The sequence below is a fragment of the Campylobacter sp. 110 genome (genome assembly GCF_002383965.1).
Lineage (GTDB): Bacteria > Campylobacterota > Campylobacteria > Campylobacterales > Campylobacteraceae > Campylobacter_D > Campylobacter_D coli.
The window spans coordinates 107,849-128,174 of the sequence record NZ_NXBD01000042.1 but is presented as its reverse complement, the minus strand read 5'-3'; the positions used below and the strand labels follow the sequence as shown (position 1 = coordinate 128,174).

Genomic DNA, 20,326 nt, shown 5'->3' with positions numbered 1-20,326 from the left:
TTTGAATTTTTGTGTTTAATTTTAATTATATAAAAGATAGGTAAAAATTTAAAAATCTAAATTTTTACCATTGTATGAAGGTTCTGGCTTTTTTAATATCGCTAAATTTTAAAGTAGTTTTTTCTTGATTTTCTAAATTTTCTAAAGTGATATTTTCATCCTCTACGCTGATGATTTTTGCTTCGATTTTTTCTTTTTCACCTGTTGTGATTTTTACAAGCTCATTGATACTTTTTGCAAAATGCTCTATCTTGCTAAGTTTTCTCTCAAGTCCTGCTGAAGATACTTCTAAAAAATACTCCCCACTTACAGGTGGTTCCACATCGAAAATAGGTGATAAAATTTCACTAAGCCTTGCACAATCATCCAAATTCACACCCCTTCTTTCACCCTTTTCATCTAAGGGCTTCATCACATAAACGCGGTAAATTTTCTTGCCATTTTCGCTAGTTAATTCGCTATCATAAAGCTCTAAATTCACTTCTTTGCATAAAGCTTCAAGATTCATTTTTATCCTTTTTTATTTTTTCAAAAAGTGCATCCATATGGTTTTGATACTCAAGCCTATCATCAAATTTAAAATGAAAATTCGGACACCTATACCAACCCTGCTCACTCATGCAGTAATTTTGCAAAGCTCTACTTGCCTTTTTTAAAGAATTTAAAATTTTTTCTTGCTCATGAACATTAAAAAACATCTTATCAAGATACACAAAAGCATCATATCTGCCTTTTTTACACTCTACATCCACTACACACAAATTTTTCAAATTTTCATCATCTAAATTTGCTAAAGCTTCAGGGATCAGCTCTTTTAAGATACTTTCGGTGCGTAGTTTTTTAATCTCACTTGGATTCATAGACTTGCTTGTTCCTCTACTTCTTTATAGCTTTCTATATAATCACCCACTCTCATATCATCGCACCCTTCTATACCTACGCCACATTCATAGCCTTTTGCCACTTCTTTAGCATCATCTTTAAAGCGTTTAAGTGAGCTTACATTTCCCTCATAAACCACAACTCCATCACGGATAAGGCGAATTTTAGCCCCACGGTTAATCACCCCTTCGGTTACCATACAACCTGCAATTTGTCCGATTTTTGGTACATTGATCACTTGTCTAATCTCTGCTTGTCCAAGTTGTTCTTCAGAGATGATAGGGCTCATCATACCACCTAGCAAGGCTTTTACATCATCAAGTAGATTATAAATAACATTATAAGTTTTTATTTCCACGCCTTTATCTTTAGCACGCTCTTTGATCTCTCCTGTTGGGCGTATGTTAAAGCCTAGTACGATAGAGTTTTCACTTGCACTTGCAAGCTCTATATCACTTTGGGTGATCCCCCCTACTCCACTGTGTATGATATTGACTTTAATTTCATCATTTCTAAGCTTTTCTAAGCTTGCTTTTAGGGCTTCTAATGATCCTTGCACATCAGCTTTTAAAATCACAGGAAGGGCTTTTAAATTTCCTTCTTTGATCTTCGCTCCAAGTTCATCTATGCTTACTTTAGTGGATTTGCTAAGTTCTTTTTGGCGGTTGTATTCGTGGCGCTTGTTAGCATACTCTCTTGCTTCTTTATCGCTCTTCACTGCGATTAGAATTTCACCCGCATCAGCCACTTCGCTAAGCCCTACGATAACACCACATTCACCCGGTTTGATCTCTTTTAAAGCCTTACCTTGATCATCGCTCATTGCGCGCACTTTTCCATAAGCTTCGCCCGCAACGATAGTGCTTCCTACTTTAAGCGTTCCATTTTGCACGATGATAGTAGCTACCGCACCGCGTCCTTTTTGGATAGAACTCTCTATAACACTTGCTTTTGCAAAGCTTTTTGGATTGGCTTTGAGCTCTAAAATATCAGCTTGTAAAAGCACAATTTCAAGCAAATCTTCTATGCCCATTCCTGTTTTAGCAGAAACTCCTACAAATTCATAGGATCCGCCCCATTCTACTGGCATGATTTCCATTTCTGCAAGTTGAGTTTTTACCATGTCAGGATTTGCAGCTTCTTTATCCATTTTGTTAATCGCTATGATGATAGGCACACCTGCTGCTTTAGCGTGATTGATCGCTTCTTTAGTTTGTGGTTTTACCCCATCATCTGCTGCTACAACGATGATAACGATGTCTGTTATACTCGCACCCCTTGCACGCATAGCAGTAAAAGCTTCGTGACCTGGAGTATCTATAAAAGTGATTTTACGCCCATTTTTTTCCACCATATAAGCGCCCACATGTTGAGTGATCCCCCCTGCTTCGCCACTAGCAACGCGAGATTTTCTGATATAATCAAGCAAAGAAGTTTTACCATGATCAACATGCCCCATGATAGTAATCACCGGTGCTCTACTTACCAAATCTTTCTCATCAACTTCTTCTTCATAGTCTTTTACATAATCAAACTCATCTGCTTCGTTGATGATATTGATCTCTATACCAAATTCAGCAGCTAAAATTTCAATCGCATCTTCATCTAAAAAATCATTTTTAGTTGTCATCATACCCAGCATGAAAAGTTTTGAAATCACTTCACTCACGCTTTTGCCTATCTTATCTGCAAATTCATAAACACGAATTTCTTTTGAAATTTCTACGCTCGAAACCGCTTCATTTTCTTTTTTCTCAACTTTTTTAGGTGGTTTTTTACGACTTCTTCTTTGAATTCCACCCTCAAGTCCAAGGTTGGCTGAATTTCCTACTGCTTGACGCAAAAAGTTAGGTGGTTTTTTCATAGTATTTTGTGGTTTTTCTTGTTCTTTTACACTAAAATCAGGTAAAACCACTACATCTTCATCTTCTAAAGAAATATCAGCAAAATCATGCCCTTCTAAAAAGTCCATTTTTTCAGCACTTTCTTTCTTAGTCGCTACAAAAGGCTTTTTCTCTTTTTTCTTTTTCTTTAAATTTTCATCCGCATTTGAAAACATGGTTTTTAAGCTAAGACGCTCTTCATTTGAAGGAGTGCTAGCCTTTGGCTCTTCTTTTTTCGCAGCTTCTTCTTCATCTTTTTTCTTTTTGACAATCACAAGCCCTCTTCTTTTAGCTAAAGTCGCACTCGCTAAACTCTCTTGAATGTTTTCTTTAGGCTCTTCAGGACTTTTTGGCTCAGGCTTTGCTTCTTCTACAACTTTAGTTGGAGCTTTTGTTTCTACCTCTTTAGGTGATTTTTCTTCTTTTTTTTCTTCTTTGGGTGCAGCTTTGGCTTTTTTTACAGGATCTTGTTTTAAATTTTTCTTGAAAGTCTCGGGTATAATTTTAGTTTGTATATACTCATAAATTCCTGCTGCAACTTCAGGTTCTACAGCATTAGATGCGGTTTTGATATTCAATCCCAATTCATTTGCTTTCTCGATAATTTCTTTGCTGTCATAGCCTAATTCTTTCGCAATTTCATGAATTCTAATTTTTGCCATTTAAAACTATCTCCTTTAAATTCTGCTGAGTGATTTTTGTATTTAAATTTTTGCAAGATTTAAAAAATGCTTTTTGCAAGACTTTGCCTTCACTCAAAATACAAGTCTCACACAAATAAACACTGCGTCCAAAAGCAAAGTCTTTATAAAGCTCGCCTTGAAAATGTTTAAATCGATGCATATTTTTTTGTAAATATCGATTTTTACAGACTATACACATTCGAATAGGCTCATGTTTATCTTTTACAAAATTATATCTTTTTTTTTCTTCTTTTAGCAAATTTTAAAGCCTTTATTATCAAATTCCAAACAAAGAATTTTAAAATTTCTAAATTTTTGCTCCATTTTTTGAGCTAAATGCTTTGCATCATCCTTGTATGCTAAATTAAAAAAGCTTGATCCTGAACCCGAAAGCGTACTCATTAAAGCCTTATTTTCAAGAGCAAATTTTTGCACCTCAAAAAGCTCGGGTAAATTTTGCATTCTACGCGTTTGGTGCAATAAATCCTTGCTAGCAAGAGCGAGCAAATCATGCTTTTTTTCTAAAAAACAAGCCGTAAGAAAAGAAGAATGACAAAGATTAAAAACACAATCTTTCAAACTTAAATTCGAAGGCAAGGCATTGCGACTTTGTTCTGTACTCATCGCCACATTAGGTATAACCACAACAGCATTTAAATTTTCATCCAAATCTTTTTTTATACTGAAAACTTTTTCATTTTCTACCATGGATACTACAAAGCCCCCAAGTGCTGCAGGGGCTATATTGTCAGGATGATTCTCGTATTTTAACGCTTCATTTAAAATTTTCTCTTTTTCTGCTTTAAAACCTGCCATCTCATAAGCACTTGCAATAGCACCGATAATCACTGCTGAAGAGCTGCCAAGTCCGCGAGATAAAGGAATGGCATTATCAAAAATAAATCTAAAATGATCTTTTCTACCACTTAATCTTTGATAAATTTCATTAAAAATACTTACAAAAATATTATTTTTTTTAAGGCTTAAATTCTCGCTTCCTTCACCATTGACACTGATACTAAAAAAATTTGACTTCTCGATAATAGTATGATTAAAAAGTGCTAAACTCAATCCCAAACAATCAAACCCAGGACCTAAATTTGCACTTGTAGCAGGTACTAAAATTTTCAATTTTTTTCCTAAATTTTTTAAATTGCAGATAAAAAGTAAAAAGGTAGATTATCATCTTTTTTATTAAGCTTGCTTAAATTTGGAGGTAAAAAAAACTCTCCAGCTGTATTTTCCTCCAAGATGATCTCATCTTCTTTTTTTACAAAACACATATTTTTATGAGCGGCAATGGGTTGATTGTTGTTAAGCTCAAAGGCACTGATAGCAAAAAGAGGGATATTTTTCACTATACTCAAAGTCCTAAGACTTACATAAGAAATTTTAATCCCCATATAAGAGCCTGGACCATTGGCATAAATTAATTCATCAAAGCTAAATTCTTTTAGCAAAATCTTTAAAATTTTGGATACAAACTCACTTGCCTTTTCTTCACTCTCTATGCTTTTTACAAGTTTATCATCTTGATAAATCCCAATCATCAAAGGCTTAGATAAGGCATTAAGCAATAATGAATTTTTTATGCAAAAACCTTTTCATAAACTTTTTCATTTGCTTTTTCAAGAGTTACTATCTCATAAGCATCTTTATCTTTTAAAACTTCTTTAGTAAGTAAATGATTTAAATGATGGCTTCCAGCATATGAAATATAATCTCCAAAAACACGGTACCCAAGCAAAGTCAAATCCCCAATCGCGTCTAAAATTTTATGTCTTACAAATTCATCTTTAAAGCGCAAACCTTCAGGATTTAAAATACGATTTTCATCGACAACTATAGTATTTTCCAAGCTTCCACCCAATGCCAAATTCATATCTCTAAGGGCTTGAACATCTTTTAAAAAGCCAAAAGTCCTAGCTCTTGCTATATTTTCTATATAGTTTTTCTTACTGAATTCAAAATTATAGCTTTGTTCGCCTATAACAGCATTATCAAACTTGATAGTATAATTAATACGCGGTTCTTTGGTCGGAGTTAAACGCACATATTTATCACCGTCTCTTACCTCTATAGGCTTTTTAATCACCATAATTTTTTTAGGTGCATCAAGCTCTTTAACCCCTGCTTCATCAAGCATCATACAAAAGCTAATGCTTGAACCGTCCATCACCGGTGCCTCATTAGCATTTAAAACAATGCGGACATTATCGATTCCATAAGCATTGATTGCACTCATTAAATGCTCTATGGTAGAAATAAATCCCCTTTCATCGCCCAAAACCGTTGCCATTTGGGTATTGATAACATTTTCAGGACTTGCCTTATAAGTAGCATTTAAATCGCTTCTAAAAAAAACTATACCACTATTTGCTTCTAAAGGCTCTAGGGTAATCTCTATAGGCTCTCCTTTATGAAGCCCTATACCCACGCCTTTTACAGCTTTTGCTAAAGTTAATTGTTTCATTAATTTTTTCCTAAAATTATCTTTTTACCATCATTTAAAACATTGTAAATATTATTTTCTATCCATTTTTTATCTTGCCATTGTTCAGGACGCGTTTCAACCCCTTGAACCAAAACTCCAAAATGCAAATGATCGCCTAAGGCTAAACCACTTGTTCCTGTTTTGCCTATAATGCTTTGTTTATTAATCATTTCATCTAAATCAACATTTTTAGAAGAACAGTGCCCATAAAGACTATATACTCCAAAACCATGATAAACAATTAAATTTAAACCATAAATTCCATTTTCAGCAGCAAAAACAACCTTGCCTGCGTTATTACTTATGATAGGAGCTTCTGCCACGCTTGCTAAATCTATACCCATATGATAAGAATCGCTTACAAATTGTCCATTGTAAGAATAATACCTATGATCAGCAAAATCCGCTACTTTCATACCATTTTTAAGAGGTAAAAATAAATTCAAATCAAAATTATCAATTTTTTCCTCAGGTACTTTTGAAGTGATTTCATGGATAAGTTTTTCATTGCTATTTCTTAAAGTTTCATTGACAAACTTAAATTTTTCATAACGATTGAGATTATTATCTTTTGGAGCGTACTGATTTGCTAAATTCTCAATCTTTCCATCTAAAAATTTATCCGTTAGATTGATATTTGAAACACGATATTTACGATTAACAAAATAATACCTTATACGTTCTTTTGAAATATTGCCCGCTTTATCCGTAGCGATAACAAATGCACGAAATTCCTCATCTCTTGCATCCCAAGCAATCAAAGCCGCATAATATCCTTCTTTTACATAAGGTGTGGCTTTAAAGATTTTACCTTTATTTGTTTCTATATATACCTTATCTAAATTAGCATCATCAGCCTTAAAAACAACTGCCCCAGCACCACCTTGCTCGATTTGGTAAGAATTGCTTATGATATTGATTTTTGGAGCCGTATTATCTACTAATACCGCAATTTGTTTTCTTGCTTCATTGCCACTAAAAAAATTCCAAAAACTAGAATCTTTAGCTATCACCTCCAAAACAAAAGATTTTACATTTTCTTTGTAACCAAATTTTGGCAAAGCAACTTGTAAGGTAATATCTTTTAAATTAGAAATCTTTTCATCTGCTATAACCATTGCACTAGTATTGTCGTCTTTATGCAATATAATTTGTACGTTTTTGATAGAACTTTCATCATCTTTAACATGCACTAAAATAGGTTTTTTAAGATCAGTATATACAACATCTGGCATTAAAATTTGAGGAGGATTTTTTTCAAAAATACTTAATCTTGAAATAAAAAAAATCAAAATTGCTATTAAAACTAAAATTAAAACAGATAAATAAGTTTTGCCTTTTCTTTTTGCCATAACCTTCCTTAAAAATTTTCAATGTTTTTGTTGCTTTTAATATAAATTCTATTATATTTTCAGTAAATATCTAGCAAATTTATAAAATTTCTCTTAGGGTATTAGCCTGTTTCATCCATTCTCTTAATTCATCGTTTTTGTCTAATTGTATCATTTGTTTACATCTCTCTAATTCTTTTTGAAAAAATTCAATAGAACTTAAAACATTATCTTTGTTTTGTTCAAAAATACTCCCCCACATAATAGGAGATGATTTAGCAATCCTACTCATACCCTTAAAAGAACCACCCGCTAAATGAACGATATTTCTTTTATCCTCTTCTTTCATCACAAAATTTGCTAAAGAAAAACTAATCACATGCGGCAAATGCGAAATAATAGCAGCATGATGATCATGAGCTTTACTATCCATAAAAACAATCCTCATACCCAAATGCGAAAAAATTTCTACTGCTCTTTTTTGGTGCAAATCATCAGCCACTTCACTATCACACAACACGCAAACAGCATCCTTATAAAGCTCTTTAAAAGCCGCTTTTGGGCCGCTGTTTTCAGTTCCTGCCATAGGATGGGCAAAAAGAGTTTGCTTAATAAGTTTTGCAGGCAATTTTTCTATGATTTTTCTTTTTGTACTTCCAAGCTCTATAATAGTTATATTTGAAGGCAAATTTACTAATTTTTGTAAAATCTCTATGATAGCATTTACAGGCGTTGCGATAAAAATCATATCGCACAAATGCAAATTTTCAAATTCTATAAGCTCATGAACAAGTCCTAAATTTAAAGCATCTTGCTCATTTTCCTTGCTTGAATCTAAACCATACACACAAGAAATTAATTTATTTTCCTTTAAACAAAGTCCTAAAGAACCCCCTATCAATCCAAGCCCTATAATTGCTACTTTCATAATATTATCTCAATCCCTTTGTTAAATTTTTTCTGCTATTATACAAATTTTTAATAAAGCTTTAGGTAAAAATAAATGAAAAAAATCATCAGCATTTGTGCCTTAGTTGCACTAAGCAATGCAGCAGCAATTAAAGAAATTAAATTTAGCGGATTAAATCATCTTTCAAATGCAAGTGCTTTAAATCTTACAGGATTAAAAATCGGCGAAACAATAAATCTTGATAAAATCAATACCGCCATACTTAACCTTTATAAACAAAATTATTTCGAAAATATTGCCGTAGAAGAAAATAATGGTATTTTAAATATCATTGTCACAGAAAAACCAAGCATAGCTAAAATAAGCATTACAGGAATTGCATCTAATGATAGAAAACAAGTAGAGAGTATTTTGGGTATAAAAAGAGGAACTTTATTTGATGAAGCAAGCGCTAAAGAAGCAAGTGAACGCATCAAGGCTTACTATGAAGCTAAAAGCTATTTTGACACCATAGTAGAATATAGAAAAAAAACTCTAGAAAATACCGAAGGACTAGAGCTTGAATTTATAGTCAATCGTGGAGAAAATATCATCATTAATAATGTCAATTTAAGCGGGGCAGAGAAATTTTCGTATTCAGATATTGAACCTGCTATAGTCAATAAAGAAAAAGAATTTATGGGCTGGATATGGGGAAGAAATGATGGAAAACTCAAAATTTTTGAATTAAGCAATGATAGCGCAAGAATCAGCGATGAGTACATGAAAAAAGGATATCTTGATGTACAAGTATCCTCGCCTTATCTTAAAACCTATACCGATACTTATCAGGCCAATCTGACTTATTTTATCAAAGAAGGCAAGCCTTATAAAATTGAGAGTGTAAGTATAGAAAATCCTTTATTTAGCGAGGAAGAAAATATGCAAAATGTAAAAAACCTACGCTCAACCCAAGGCAAACTTATCAATATAGAAGACATTCGCAAAGATGTAAAAACCATAGAAACACAAAGTGCTGATTTAGGCTATGCTTTTGCAGAGGTTTATCCTGATATTCAAAAAAATGATCAAACCCAAGAAGCTAGCGTTGTATTTAAGGTCATTCCTCACGATAAAGTCTATATAAGAAATGTTATCATTTCTGGAAATTCTCGCACGGTCGATAGAGTAGTACGTCGCGAACTTTATATCACCGAAGGAAATTTATACAATCGCACCGATTTAAGTGAATCTACAAATGCTTTAAGAAGAACTTCTTATTTTGATGATGTAGAAATTAAAGAAGAAAAAGTAGATGATACACATATAGATTTAATCGTCAATGTTAAAGAAGCTTCTACGGGTGCTATTTCAGGAGGCATTGGTTATGGTTCAAGCGATGGTTTGTTACTCAATGCTTCATTATCAGATACCAATATTTTTGGTTCAGGTATTAAAAGTTCTGTGAGTGTAGATAAAAGTGATGATACCCTATCAGGGAGAATCAGTCTTATAAATCCACGCATTCTTGATAGTCAATACAGCTTGGGCGGAACGCTTTATTCTAATGATTATGAATGGGATAATTACTCTGAAAAAAATTACGGTTTTGATATCACCCTAGGTCGTCAATTTGCAAGATATTATAATGTAAGTCTAACTTACAATCTTGAGCAAAGCGATATCTATCATCTAAGCCCAACGCTTTTAAGAACAGGTTATGAGCTTGGCAAAACTATAAAAAGCTCTATCACTCCTGCTATCACCTTTAACAACACCGATGATTATTATCTGCCAAGAAAAGGTATTATCGCTTCAACAAGCTTAGAATATGCAGGACTTGGAGGAGATCAAGAATTCCTTTCATCGAGTTCAAAATTTAACTTTTATCAAGGTTTGCAAGATTATATAGGTTATGATCTTATTTATCGTTATAAAGCAAGTTTTTATAAAGTTTGGAATGAGGGCTATCTTCCAATCAATCAAAGAATCTATTTAGGTGGTATTCGCTCCCTTCGAGGTTTTGAAAGTAGAACTGTAAGCCCTAAAAATGAATGGGGAGATGAAGTGGGTGGAACTATAGCTTTTGCAAATTCTGTAGAGCTTAGCTTTCCTTTAATCGATAGAATTAAACTTCGCGGTAGTGTATTTTTTGATTATGGGATGATAGGAAATAAAAATCTTGATGAAATTCAAAGAATGAGTACAGGTTTAGGTATAGAATGGATCACTCCTATTGGGCCATTGCAACTTGTATTTGCTAAACCACTCAACGATAAAAAAGGTGATGATACCAATACTTTTGAATTTAACCTAGGAACACGCTTTTAATGAAACAATTTCTAGATGCTTGCCTAAAAGCAAATTTGCAAATACGCAAGTATCTAAACAATATCCCACAAAATGATCTTAGACTTTGCTCTAAATTAAGCTATGATAAAAATCAAGGCTATGAGCTTGACTTAAAATGTGAACAAATTTTCATAAAATATCTTAGTTGTTTTGGACAAATTTTTTCTGAAGAAAGCGGATTGATCGGAAAAGCTAGCCCAAAACAAATGATTCTTGATCCTTTGGATGGAAGTTCAAATTTTGTTTCTAAAATACCATTTTATGGAACTTCTATAGCTCTTATGGAAAAAGATCAGGCAAAAAGTGCTTTTGTTTGCAATCTTGTCAGTCAAGAAATTTTTGCTTTTAATAACAATCAAGCTTTTAAATCTAATCTTTCGGATCCAAAATACTCACCCTTAACACCTAATCTATTTCCTAAAATAGGTATAGTTGAAAAAATTTCACTTTATCCAGAACTTCTCGATTTTTTAACAAAAAATCAATTAAAATTTCGCTCTTTGGGTGCAACAGCCTTAAGTCTCGCTTATACTTCGTATTTTAGTTTTGTATTAATTCTTGGAAAAACACGAATTTTTGATACAGTAGCTGCTTTAACAATTCATCAAAATTTATATATAGAAAAAAATGAAAATTTCCTTCTCCTAAGCCAAGACAAGAAAATTTTTGATATAATCTTGGAATTTTTAAAATAATTAGGTGAATTATTATGAATTTTGCAGATATTTTTTCAAAAATCAGAAGACAACAACCTAGCACCAAAGAGGCTCCAAATCATTGGGTAAAATGCCAGAGTTGCCATGCTTTAATGTATTATAAAGAAATAGAATCTTGTTTTAATGTATGCCCTAAATGCTCTTATCATATGAGAATTTCTCCTATGGATAGAATCAAGCTTTTAAGTGATGAAAATACCTTTGTTGAGTATGATGCAAATTTAGAAGCCATAGATCCGCTCAAATTTGTTGACAGCAAGTCTTACAAAAAACGCTTGAGCGAAGGCGAAAGTAAAACCGGTAGAAAGTCTGCAGTCATTAGCGGAGAATGTCTTATAGATGGACTTAAAATTCAGCTTGTGGTGTTTGATTTTTCTTTCATGGGAGGATCTTTAGGCTCTGTAGAAGGCGAAAAAATCGTTAGGGCAATCCAAAGAGCTATCACAGATAAAACTCCTGTTGTTATCGTAAGTGCAAGCGGTGGAGCTAGAATGCAAGAAAGTACTTATTCTTTGATGCAAATGAGTAAAACAAGCGCTGCTTTAAAACTTTTAAGCAAAGAAAAACTCCCTTATATCAGCGTATTAACCGATCCTACTATGGGAGGCGTGAGTGCTTCTTTTGCTTGGCTTGGGGATTTAATCATCGCTGAACCAGGTGCTTTAGTAGGTTTTGCAGGAGCAAGAGTGATTAAACAAACCATAGGTGCAGATTTACCTGAAGGCTTCCAAAAAGCCGAATTTCTACTCGAGCATGGACTCATAGATGCGATAGTAGAGCGTTCGGATATGAAAAAATACCTTAGCGATACTCTTAAATTCTTTTGCGGAAAATAACTTGCAAGTTAATATTTTTCACATACAAAAAAACGATGAATTTAAAATTTGGGGTGAGAAATATACAAAACTTATCTCCAAATTTGCAGATCTTAAAGAGCACAATCTCTTTAATAAAAAAATAGCTGCTGCGCAAAATTTAAATACACAAGCTGCTAAATTAAGCTATGAAGAGGCATTTGCTCCTTATACAAAAGGCTTTTGCATAGTTCTTGATGAAAGAGGCAAGGAGCTTACAAGCGTAGAATTTGCAAGACTCATAGCGGATAAAAATAATTTAAATTTTTTTATAGGTGGTGCTTACGGCTTAAGGGATGAATTCAGCCAGAGCTTAGATTTTAGACTTTCATTAAGCAAACTCACCTTAGCACATCAATTTGTAAAAATCTTACTTTTAGAACAAATTTATCGTGCTTTTTGTATCAACTCAAATCATCCTTATCACAAATAAAAGGTTAAACAATGAAAAAGAATGAAATACAAGTTTTTAAAACTATCTTAGAAAATAGAAAAAAAACTATATTGGAAAATTTGCAAAGCAATTCTAAAGAAATTGAAGCCTTACATAATAGCGTCCCAAGCGATAGTGTGGATTTTTCTGTTATTGAAACAGGATCGCAAATTGATTTTGCTATCAGTGCTAATTTAAAACAAGAATTAGAAGAAATAGAAGATTCTTTAGAAAAAATCAAAGATGGCACTTATGGAGTATGTGAATCTTGCGATGAAGAAATCGCCATAGAAAGACTTAAAATCAAACCTCATGCAAAATACTGCATCGTATGCCGTGAAAATTTAGAAAAAGGAGAGTTATGAGAATTAGATTATTTTTTATAGCAAGCTTTATTTATATAGCTCTTATATTTGCTCTTGCTTGGTATTTAGAATTAGGAAATTATACTTTAAATTTCAATGCATATAGTTTTGAACTGCCTATAATGATATGGCTTATTTTGCCTTTGATACCTTTAGTGTTTTTTGCCATCATTCATATGGGTTTTTATTATTTTTTACTCACTTTAAAATTTAAGCATTTTTTCAAAGATTCTACCAAATTTGAAAATTTTACCCGCGACCTTCTTTTGGAAAAAGAATCAAATATCAGCTTTCAAACAAAGGAATTTAGACAAGTAGCACAGCTAGCTAAAACCCTAAAAACACATGAGAAAATCCCTAATGCAAACAAAATCAATGAAATTTTAGATCTTATAGATGGTATTAAAAAAGAAGAATACTTCAATCTTAACAAATTTAAACTCGAGAATAATAATATTTTATTTTTAGAAAATGAAAAAAATCATATCAAAAATGATATAAATTATGCTTATTCTAAAATCAAAAACCTTAGTCAAACTCAAGACGAATTCCAAGATCTAGCTTTTGAAAGCTTGATAAAAAAAGGAACTTATGAACAAATTAAAAATATCAAAATCGCAAAAAAACCTTGTCATATCCTTACACTCATCAAGCGTTTTAAAGAAGGAAATTTAGAACTTAATACTGCCGAATATGAAGTTTTACTTTCTCACAATATCCTTAGTGAAAAAGACTATCTTGATATAGCAAAACTAAGCATCAAGCTTTTAAATCCTGATGCACTTATAGGAATTTTTAACAAAATCAAAAATGAAAAAGGTGAAGCTTTAAGAGCGTATTTATATCTTTTGGCTGAATTTGGACTTTTAGATGAACTCAGAGAGCAAATTCATAATGATGATAAAAAATTCAATGATTTTAAAGCCTTTTTAGCCTTGCGTGAAAAAAATATCAAAATCGATTTAAATCAGCTTATACAATGATAGATTTTAGCAAAAAGCCTTTATTTTTAGCTCCTATGGCGGGTTTTTCGGACCTGCCTTTTCGCAATGTGGTAAAAAAATTTGGTGCTGATATTACCATAAGTGAAATGATAAGCTCTAATGCTTTGGTCTATGAAAGCTCTAAAACCTTACATATGCTAGAAAGAGCCGAACTTGAAAACCCTTATATAGTCCAAATTGCAGGGGGTGATAAAGAAGTGCTTAAAAAAGCAGTTCAAATGCTTAATGAAATGGATTTTGTAGATGGCATTGACTTTAATTGTGGCTGTCCTGTAAATAAAGTCGTCAAACAATGTGCAGGAAGTGCTCTGCTAGAAAATTTAGAGCTTTTTAAAAGCCTTGTGGGAGTGATTAAAGAAAACAATAAAAAAAGCCTTACAAGTGTGAAATTTCGACTAGGATTTAATGAAAAATATCCTGAAAAAATGGCTAAAATTTGCGAAAGCTTGGGGGTGGATTTTGTAAGTATTCATGGACGCACAAGAAAACAGCTTTATAGCGGAAAAGCCGATTATGAATCCATTGCCAATGCTAAAGCAAGCGTGAAAATTCCTGTGATTGCAAATGGCGATATTAACGCACAAAACGCTAAAGAAGTTTATAAAATCACAAAATGTGATGGACTCATGATAGGGCGTGCAAGCGTAGGAAATCCTTGGATATTTTATGAAATCAAAGGCGGTAAAAGTGTAGATGAAAAACTCAAAAAAGAAATCATACTCACTCATTTTGATGAAATGATAAAACACTACAAAGATCAAGGCGTAAGTATATTTCGCAAGCATTTACACGAGTATTCTAAAGGACACAAAGACGCTTCAGCCTTTAGAGATACCGTTAATCGTATCGACAATGTCGAAGAAATGCGAAAAAAAATAGAAGAATTTTTTAGTTTAACTTGATTTTTATAATTTAAAAAATCTTAAGCTTTAATATCTATACTTTTTGGTGCAGAATTTAAAGAAAGGATTTTATTAAATTCTCCTGCATCATCATCGCTAAATTTCATACCAAAAAGAAGTTCTAATTCTTTACTTGTGCTAAATTTACCTTCTAATAGTTTTTTTACAAGATCATTTCTTGTATTATCATCTTTATAAGTTTCTTTGTTTTTACTTTCTGCCTGTATAGGTTTGAAAGTTTTTTTGTCTTCTTTTTGATTGTTTTTATTAGCTAAGAACCTATCTATATCTTCTTGAGTAAGTGGCTTACCAAGTTCATTAAAAAATTGTTTTTCTCTTTGCGCCCTTTCAGCACCCCATATTTTCTCAAATTCATTCATACTTGTAAGAGTTTTTAAAAGATCAACTTTTCGTCTATGAAGTGCGGTCAAATCTACGCCTTCTACAAGATAGTCTGTGCCAAATTCATTAAGTATTTTTATTTCATCCTTGCTTAGTTTATCTTCCATATATCTTTTATATAAAGAGTTTTCTACTTCTTTTACATCAGGAGATCCATTATACCCTTGTTCTTCTTTGGTTTTTTCAGAGAAATTAAATTTTTTTATTACGGAATTAAAATAAGTATCTTCATTTTTAGATACAACTTTTTTATTATTCATGTTATTGCTTAGATGATTAATATTTGTATATTGAGTATCAAAATTTACCATAGAAAACCCTTTTTTTATAATATTTTATTAAAACAATCTTGGATTCCAACCACCCATAGCATCTTCTATCACGCTCTTATATTGATGGGCGAATTCTCTTATAATTCTATTGTTATTTAACATAGGAGAGGAATTATACTGATAAATTTGACCATTTTTTCTATCATAAACAGCAACCCCATAAGTAAATAAAACATAAGGTTGTCCTAAATTTGAATATTTAATTTGTCTTTTTACCTTATATACAGGACGATAATCAGCAGGGGAATTCGCACTGACTTGCAACCAAGCAAATAATCTGTCTCTACTAGGATTTTGACATTTATCTTCTCCTGCACCGCACAAACCTTTGTTAAGATTTTCGAGTTCATATTGCGTAAAATCTACAATAGCATAAACTTCTGAGGTTAAATTGCGTCTGTCTTTAAAAATTTTATAATCCCCAAAAACATACCCACCCTTAACTTGTTTCATCTCATCTAAATTAAGAGCTTTAACCCCTTGAGAATTATCACTTAAAACACCATTGCTAACTTTAGCTAAAAAATCCTCAGCAAAAACAGAACTAGTCAGTAAAGAAGTTAAAGCTAATAAAGCAAAAATCTTTTTCATTGAAAATCCTTTCATAAATTCTTTTTGTAAGTTCTTTAAAGCTACTATCGACTTATTCTAGCAAAAGTTTAATCTTGCTTTGAAAGTTAAGTGAATTTTCTTTAAATACTTAAAATTTTATTCTCGGTTTGTTTCCTTGTTGTAATAAATTTTCATTTTTATCTTAAATTATATTAAGCAAGTAAAAATATTTAAAGATTTTAAAATACTTTATTTAGAATAATAAACTTTTCAATATCAAGGATTAAATTTTAAAATTAACTTGAGCTGATTATTTAAAATGTAAGGATTGACAATGAAAAAAATCTTACTTAATCTTCCAAAGTCCTTATAATCAAACTTTTGGGCAAATTAAAGTGTTCTATAAGCTCTTTTTCTTTTTCTCTCATTTCTCCATTATCTACCTCATGATCAAATCCAAGCAAATGAAGCATGGCATGGATAAAAAGCAAGCTTACTTCCTCTTCAAAACTATGTCCTAACTCTTTAGCTTTCTGTTTTGCCAAATCTATATTAATCACAACAGAACCCAAAGGCAAGCTCTCATCGATATTTTCGAGCGGAAAAGAAAGCACATCGGTGATTTTATCTTGCTTTCTTTGCTCTAAATTAATCTCTTGCATTTCCTTACTATCCACAAAGACAAGCTCCACATCTTTAGGACTTAAAAAACTTGCTATAGATTCTAAAAAATCACATTTTTCATCACTTAATATCATAAACCTTCCTTAATCAAATGATATAAATTTTCTATTTCTTCATCATCAAAAATCGCACAATTTTTACTTTCATAAAAATTTTTTAATTTCCGCTTTTCAAATACATAACCCAAAGCACAGGTATGATGCGAAGGTAAAAAAGCACGGATTAAAGTGATGGGATTTTCTATGCTTTCATCACAAGCAAAACATCTAAATTCTTGATGGAGTCTTCCCTCAAATTCTAAAATCTTAAGATAAGCATCCACAATCACGCGTTTGGGATTTTGCTTTTCAAAACGCTTTACACACTCATCTAAAAGTTCAAAATAAAAACTTTCAAGCACTTGAGCATCTTTTAAATGATGATACAAAAGACGGATAAATTCCTGCCAAATCAGCATTTTTTCACGATCCATAATCCATACAAAACCCAAATGCAAAACATCCTTAAGTCTTGGCAAAAAGCTGGGATTTTCATCTAAAGCAAAATCAATTTTATAACCATTTAAAATACTAGAATGTCTAAGCCCATAAAAACGATACGCCTTAACAAGCTCTTTAGGACTTAAAATATAAACGATCAAATCCTCATCTTTAACTTTTTGTGTATGAAGTATAAAGCCTTGCATTAAAGTATTTCAATGCCATAAGCCCTAAGTATATCAAAAGCGGATTTTTCTAAATTTTCATCAAAACTTGCACTTAAATTTTGGTGTAAAATTATCCTTGCATTAGGCTTAGCACCAAAACCTAAAATGATATTACAAAACACACAAATATGAGAAACAAGCCCTGCAAAATGAAGTTCTTCATAATCGCTTTTTTGTATGAAATTAGCTAATTCTAAGCTACCAAAAGTATTTTTATAAAAAATTTTATGAGCTTTTTGTAAAAAAGGTTCAAATTCCTTTGGCATTTGCCAACCTAAACTCTCTTTAATGCAATGTTTTACAGGTAAATTTAAACCTTCTTTGCTTTGTAGATAATGTTCATCGTGTGTATCATAGGTTAAAAGCAAATGCGTGTTATTAAAATCGATTTGATTTAAGGCTTTAAGAATATTTTCTTTGATCTTTAAAGCCTTATCAAAACCTAAACTTCCATCAATAAAATCATTTTGATAATCCACTAAAACAAAAGCTTTTTTCATATTTTTGTCCTTTCTAGCCAAAAACTTTCTGTGTGTAAATTTGCAAAAGCAGTTTTTAAGCTTGTAAAAAGCTTAGGATGATCTTTTTCTAAATTTGCTAAAAGCTGTTTAGCTTCTTCTCTAGCGTGTGGAAATTTTACATTTTTTTCACTGAGTTTCATACCAGGACAAAATTCATTTCCTATCACGCTAAGTTCATTTTGCGTAGCATTATCCCTAAGCTGTCTTTCACGCACAAAAATCAAAGGGCGTATCACAGTTATACCGCGTTTGCTTTGATAAATAGGCGCTAAGGTTCTTAAAGCTCCATTATGAATAAAATTCATAAAAAAGCTTTCTGCTGCATCATCTAAATGATGGGCTATAGCAAGCTTGTTAAAACCTTTTTCAAGAGCGTAAGTATATAAAGCTCCACGACGCATTCTCGAAAAATAACTACAAAAACTTGAATTTTCTCTTATAGTATCGCCTGAAACTTCATAAATATTTGAATCAAGCACGCTATGTTTAATGCCGTGTTCTTCACAATGTGCATGAAGATGAGAATAATCCTCGCCCATGCCATAACTCAAAGTTACCGCTTCAAATTCAAATTTAAAAGGAGCGTGAGCTTGCATACGATTTAAAAGATGGGCTAAAGCCAAAGAATCTTTCCCGCCGCTAAGCCCTAAAAGAACCCTATCTCCATCTTTAATAAGTCCAAATTTAGCATTAGCTTGTGCAACTTGGCGTATGAGTTTTTTGCTAAGATTTATCATAATTTCTCACACATTTTAAGCACAAAATTGGCTGAAATTTTAGCTGAATTGATCACAAATTCATCAAAATCAAATTCAGCCTTTTCCCCTGCTTTATCACTCATAGCTCTTAAGATAAAACAAGGCACCTTTAAGGCATCACAAACCAAAGCCACACTTGCGCCTTCCATTTCACAAGCATCAGCATTGAAAATTTCTCTGATTTTTGCTTTTTTTGCTTCATCGCAAATAAACTCATCACCCGTTGCAATAATGCCTGCACGCAGTTTGATATTTAATTCCTTAGCAACTTCTAAAGCAAGATTGTTTAATTTCTCATCGGTTTTGATAAAAATTTCATTACCTGGAACAAAACCCAAAGGATGCCCAAAAGCGGTAATATCAAGATCGTATTGAGCTAATTTTGTTGCATAAAGCAAATCACCAATTTCAAGTTCAGGATTAAAAGCACCTGCAACTCCTGTAAAAAGCAAAGCTTGTGCACCAAATTTTTCTATCATCACACTAGCACTAAGAGTAGAATTTACCTTGCCGATTTTAGAATACGCTAAAACAAGTTCATGATTTTTATACTTTGCAAAATAATAAGTATTATTAGCGTGTTCTATTTTTGTATAATCTTTAAGTGTTTCAAGCAAAGGAGTGATTTCTTCACTCATGGCTCCTAAAATTGCTATTTTCATCATATAACCTTTAAAAATTCATCAATATCATTCATATTTGTTAAAGCATAAGTTTCTTTTGAAGTGATTTTTTTATTCAAACCCTTAAGCACGCTTGCACCAAATTCTATGAAATAATCTACTTCATTTTCACATGCCTTAATGCTTTGTTTATAAAGCACAGGTGAGATAAGTTGTGCTTTTAAAAGCTCAATGGCTTCTTCTTTGCTTGTATAAATTTTGGCATTTGCATTAGAAATTACGGCTTTAAAATTTGGTTTTAACACCTTTTCAAGCTCCACACAAAGCTTAGCTGAAGCATTTTCCAAAAGAGGACAATGACTTGCCACGTTCATATTTAAAAGCATAGCTCTTTTAGCTCCTGCTTCTTTAAATACACTTTCATAACTTGCTAAATCAGGTTTTAAACCTGCCACAACGATTTGTCCATCGCAGTTATAATTAGCTGCAAAAATTTTTTTATCCTCATCTCTAGCTTTTTGACAAAGCTCTTCCACTTTTTTATCATCAAGCCCTAAAATTACCATCATACCCGCTTCAACTTTTGCACAATCTTCTTGCATAAAAAGTCCTCTTTTATGCACAAGCATAGTTGCTTCTAAAAAGCTAAAAGCACCATTGATCGCCAAAGCTGAAAATTCACCTAAAGAATGACCCAAAGCAAATTTAGCCTTAATATCAGGTTTTAATTCACTCAAAGCACTATAAGCCATTAAAGAATTTAAGAGTATAGCAGGTTGTGTAAATTCACTTTTGTTTAAATCATCATTTTCGTTAAACAATAAATTTTTAAAATCAATTTTACAAAAATCGCTGGCATTTTCTAGAAGTTCTTTTGCGGTTTTGGAGTTTTCATAAAAATCTTTACCCATGCCAAGACTTTGAGAGCCTTGACCTGGAAAAATAAATACAGCATTCATC

General features: G+C 32.3%; 24 protein-coding genes. 7 read left to right on the top strand and 17 right to left on the bottom strand.

All coding sequences use genetic code 11. The features are described from left to right. Positions 1 to 64: 64 nt before the first annotated feature. The 9 genes from rimP to BGS43_RS05775 form a co-directional block, all read right to left on the bottom strand. Complete coding sequence (gene rimP, locus BGS43_RS05815) at positions 65 to 508, bottom strand: ribosome maturation factor RimP (protein ID WP_002778643.1); 444 nt, start codon at positions 506 to 508, stop codon at positions 65 to 67. After that, the gene (gene rbfA / locus BGS43_RS05810) at positions 498 to 860 is read right to left on the bottom strand and encodes a 30S ribosome-binding factor RbfA (protein WP_057033212.1); all 363 of its coding nucleotides are present in this window, start codon (positions 858 to 860) and stop codon (positions 498 to 500) included. Before rbfA ends, rimP begins: the two co-directional genes overlap by 11 nt. After that, positions 857 to 3,427 (bottom strand): translation initiation factor IF-2, encoded by a 2,571-nt coding sequence (infB, locus tag BGS43_RS05805; protein WP_002825666.1) that lies wholly within the window; start codon positions 3,425 to 3,427, stop codon positions 857 to 859. The genes rbfA and infB overlap by 4 nt, the downstream gene beginning before the upstream one ends. Then, entirely contained in the window at positions 3,414 to 3,647 is a 234-nt protein-coding gene (locus BGS43_RS05800; RefSeq protein WP_025399319.1) for a DUF448 domain-containing protein, read from the bottom strand. The genes infB and BGS43_RS05800 overlap by 14 nt, the downstream gene beginning before the upstream one ends. A 53-nt stretch (positions 3,648 to 3,700) precedes the next feature. After that, positions 3,701 to 4,579 (bottom strand): homoserine kinase, encoded by an 879-nt coding sequence (gene thrB, locus BGS43_RS05795; RefSeq protein ID WP_042963848.1) that lies wholly within the window; start codon positions 4,577 to 4,579, stop codon positions 3,701 to 3,703. 17 nt (positions 4,580 to 4,596) lie between these two features. Further along, positions 4,597 to 5,025, bottom strand: a complete 429-nt coding sequence (locus BGS43_RS05790) for a hypothetical protein (RefSeq protein WP_002796974.1) — start codon at positions 5,023 to 5,025, stop codon at positions 4,597 to 4,599. Between the two features lie 11 nt (positions 5,026 to 5,036). Further along, positions 5,037 to 5,921, bottom strand: coding sequence for a UDP-3-O-acyl-N-acetylglucosamine deacetylase (gene lpxC / locus BGS43_RS05785; protein WP_057033211.1), 885 nt, complete (start codon positions 5,919 to 5,921; stop codon positions 5,037 to 5,039). Beyond that, positions 5,921 to 7,294, bottom strand: a complete 1,374-nt coding sequence (locus tag BGS43_RS05780) for a M23 family metallopeptidase (protein WP_002825672.1) — start codon at positions 7,292 to 7,294, stop codon at positions 5,921 to 5,923. Before BGS43_RS05780 ends, lpxC begins: the two co-directional genes overlap by 1 nt. Positions 7,295 to 7,373: 79 nt before the next feature. Next, a complete protein-coding gene (locus tag BGS43_RS05775; RefSeq protein ID WP_042963852.1) occupies positions 7,374 to 8,201 on the bottom strand; it encodes a prephenate dehydrogenase in 828 nt (275 codons plus the stop codon). 75 nt (positions 8,202 to 8,276) lie between these two features. Here BGS43_RS05775 and bamA point away from each other — a divergent pair, with 75 nt between their 5' ends. From bamA to BGS43_RS05740, 7 genes are read left to right on the top strand one after another with little or no spacing between them, the layout of a single operon-like run. After that, complete coding sequence (bamA, locus tag BGS43_RS05770) at positions 8,277 to 10,493, top strand: outer membrane protein assembly factor BamA (RefSeq protein WP_096569160.1); 2,217 nt, start codon at positions 8,277 to 8,279, stop codon at positions 10,491 to 10,493. Continuing rightward, complete coding sequence (locus BGS43_RS05765) at positions 10,493 to 11,209, top strand: inositol monophosphatase family protein (protein WP_042963857.1); 717 nt, start codon at positions 10,493 to 10,495, stop codon at positions 11,207 to 11,209. The genes bamA and BGS43_RS05765 overlap by 1 nt, the downstream gene beginning before the upstream one ends. A gap of 14 nt (positions 11,210 to 11,223) precedes the next feature. Continuing rightward, entirely contained in the window at positions 11,224 to 12,066 is an 843-nt protein-coding gene (accD, locus tag BGS43_RS05760; protein WP_002778671.1) for an acetyl-CoA carboxylase, carboxyltransferase subunit beta, read from the top strand. Position 12,067: 1 nt separating this feature from the next. Then, positions 12,068 to 12,517, top strand: coding sequence for a 23S rRNA (pseudouridine(1915)-N(3))-methyltransferase RlmH (locus BGS43_RS05755; protein WP_042963859.1), 450 nt, complete (start codon positions 12,068 to 12,070; stop codon positions 12,515 to 12,517). 11 nt (positions 12,518 to 12,528) lie between these two features. Then, the gene (dksA, locus tag BGS43_RS05750) at positions 12,529 to 12,882 is read left to right on the top strand and encodes an RNA polymerase-binding protein DksA (RefSeq protein ID WP_002825678.1); all 354 of its coding nucleotides are present in this window, start codon (positions 12,529 to 12,531) and stop codon (positions 12,880 to 12,882) included. After that, entirely contained in the window at positions 12,879 to 13,865 is a 987-nt protein-coding gene (locus BGS43_RS05745) for a hypothetical protein (protein ID WP_032685768.1), read from the top strand. Before dksA ends, BGS43_RS05745 begins: the two co-directional genes overlap by 4 nt. Beyond that, a complete protein-coding gene (locus BGS43_RS05740; protein WP_002825682.1) occupies positions 13,862 to 14,788 on the top strand; it encodes a tRNA dihydrouridine synthase in 927 nt (308 codons plus the stop codon). The genes BGS43_RS05745 and BGS43_RS05740 overlap by 4 nt, the downstream gene beginning before the upstream one ends. Before the next feature lie 20 nt (positions 14,789 to 14,808). On the opposite strand, the gene BGS43_RS05735 is transcribed toward BGS43_RS05740, so the two are convergent. From BGS43_RS05735 to fabD, 8 genes are all read right to left on the bottom strand, one after another. Beyond that, on the bottom strand, positions 14,809 to 15,501 hold the full coding sequence (locus tag BGS43_RS05735; RefSeq protein WP_096569156.1) for a hypothetical protein: 693 nt from the start codon (positions 15,499 to 15,501) through the stop codon (positions 14,809 to 14,811). A 27-nt stretch (positions 15,502 to 15,528) separates the two neighbouring features. Then, entirely contained in the window at positions 15,529 to 16,128 is a 600-nt protein-coding gene (locus tag BGS43_RS05730; RefSeq protein ID WP_096569153.1) for a hypothetical protein, read from the bottom strand. A gap of 296 nt (positions 16,129 to 16,424) precedes the next feature. Further along, positions 16,425 to 16,832 carry an rRNA maturation RNase YbeY gene (gene ybeY, locus BGS43_RS05725; protein ID WP_002825004.1) on the bottom strand — a complete coding sequence of 136 codons (408 nt, stop codon included), beginning with the start codon at positions 16,830 to 16,832 and terminating at the stop codon, positions 16,425 to 16,427. Next, positions 16,829 to 17,443: a recombination protein RecO gene (gene recO / locus BGS43_RS05720; protein ID WP_002825006.1), complete on the bottom strand. Its 615-nt coding sequence runs from the start codon at positions 17,441 to 17,443 to the stop codon at positions 16,829 to 16,831. The genes ybeY and recO overlap by 4 nt, the downstream gene beginning before the upstream one ends. Then, positions 17,443 to 17,964, bottom strand: coding sequence for an isochorismatase family cysteine hydrolase (locus BGS43_RS05715; protein ID WP_002825008.1), 522 nt, complete (start codon positions 17,962 to 17,964; stop codon positions 17,443 to 17,445). Before BGS43_RS05715 ends, recO begins: the two co-directional genes overlap by 1 nt. Next, on the bottom strand, positions 17,961 to 18,722 hold the full coding sequence (locus BGS43_RS05710) for an ATP-binding protein (protein WP_025399327.1): 762 nt from the start codon (positions 18,720 to 18,722) through the stop codon (positions 17,961 to 17,963). Before BGS43_RS05710 ends, BGS43_RS05715 begins: the two co-directional genes overlap by 4 nt. Next, positions 18,719 to 19,408, bottom strand: a complete 690-nt coding sequence (gene pfs / locus BGS43_RS05705) for an aminodeoxyfutalosine nucleosidase (RefSeq protein ID WP_002859787.1) — start codon at positions 19,406 to 19,408, stop codon at positions 18,719 to 18,721. Before pfs ends, BGS43_RS05710 begins: the two co-directional genes overlap by 4 nt. Further along, on the bottom strand, positions 19,405 to 20,325 hold the full coding sequence (gene fabD, locus BGS43_RS05700) for an ACP S-malonyltransferase (protein ID WP_002825011.1): 921 nt from the start codon (positions 20,323 to 20,325) through the stop codon (positions 19,405 to 19,407). Before fabD ends, pfs begins: the two co-directional genes overlap by 4 nt. Position 20,326 lies beyond the last annotated feature (1 nt).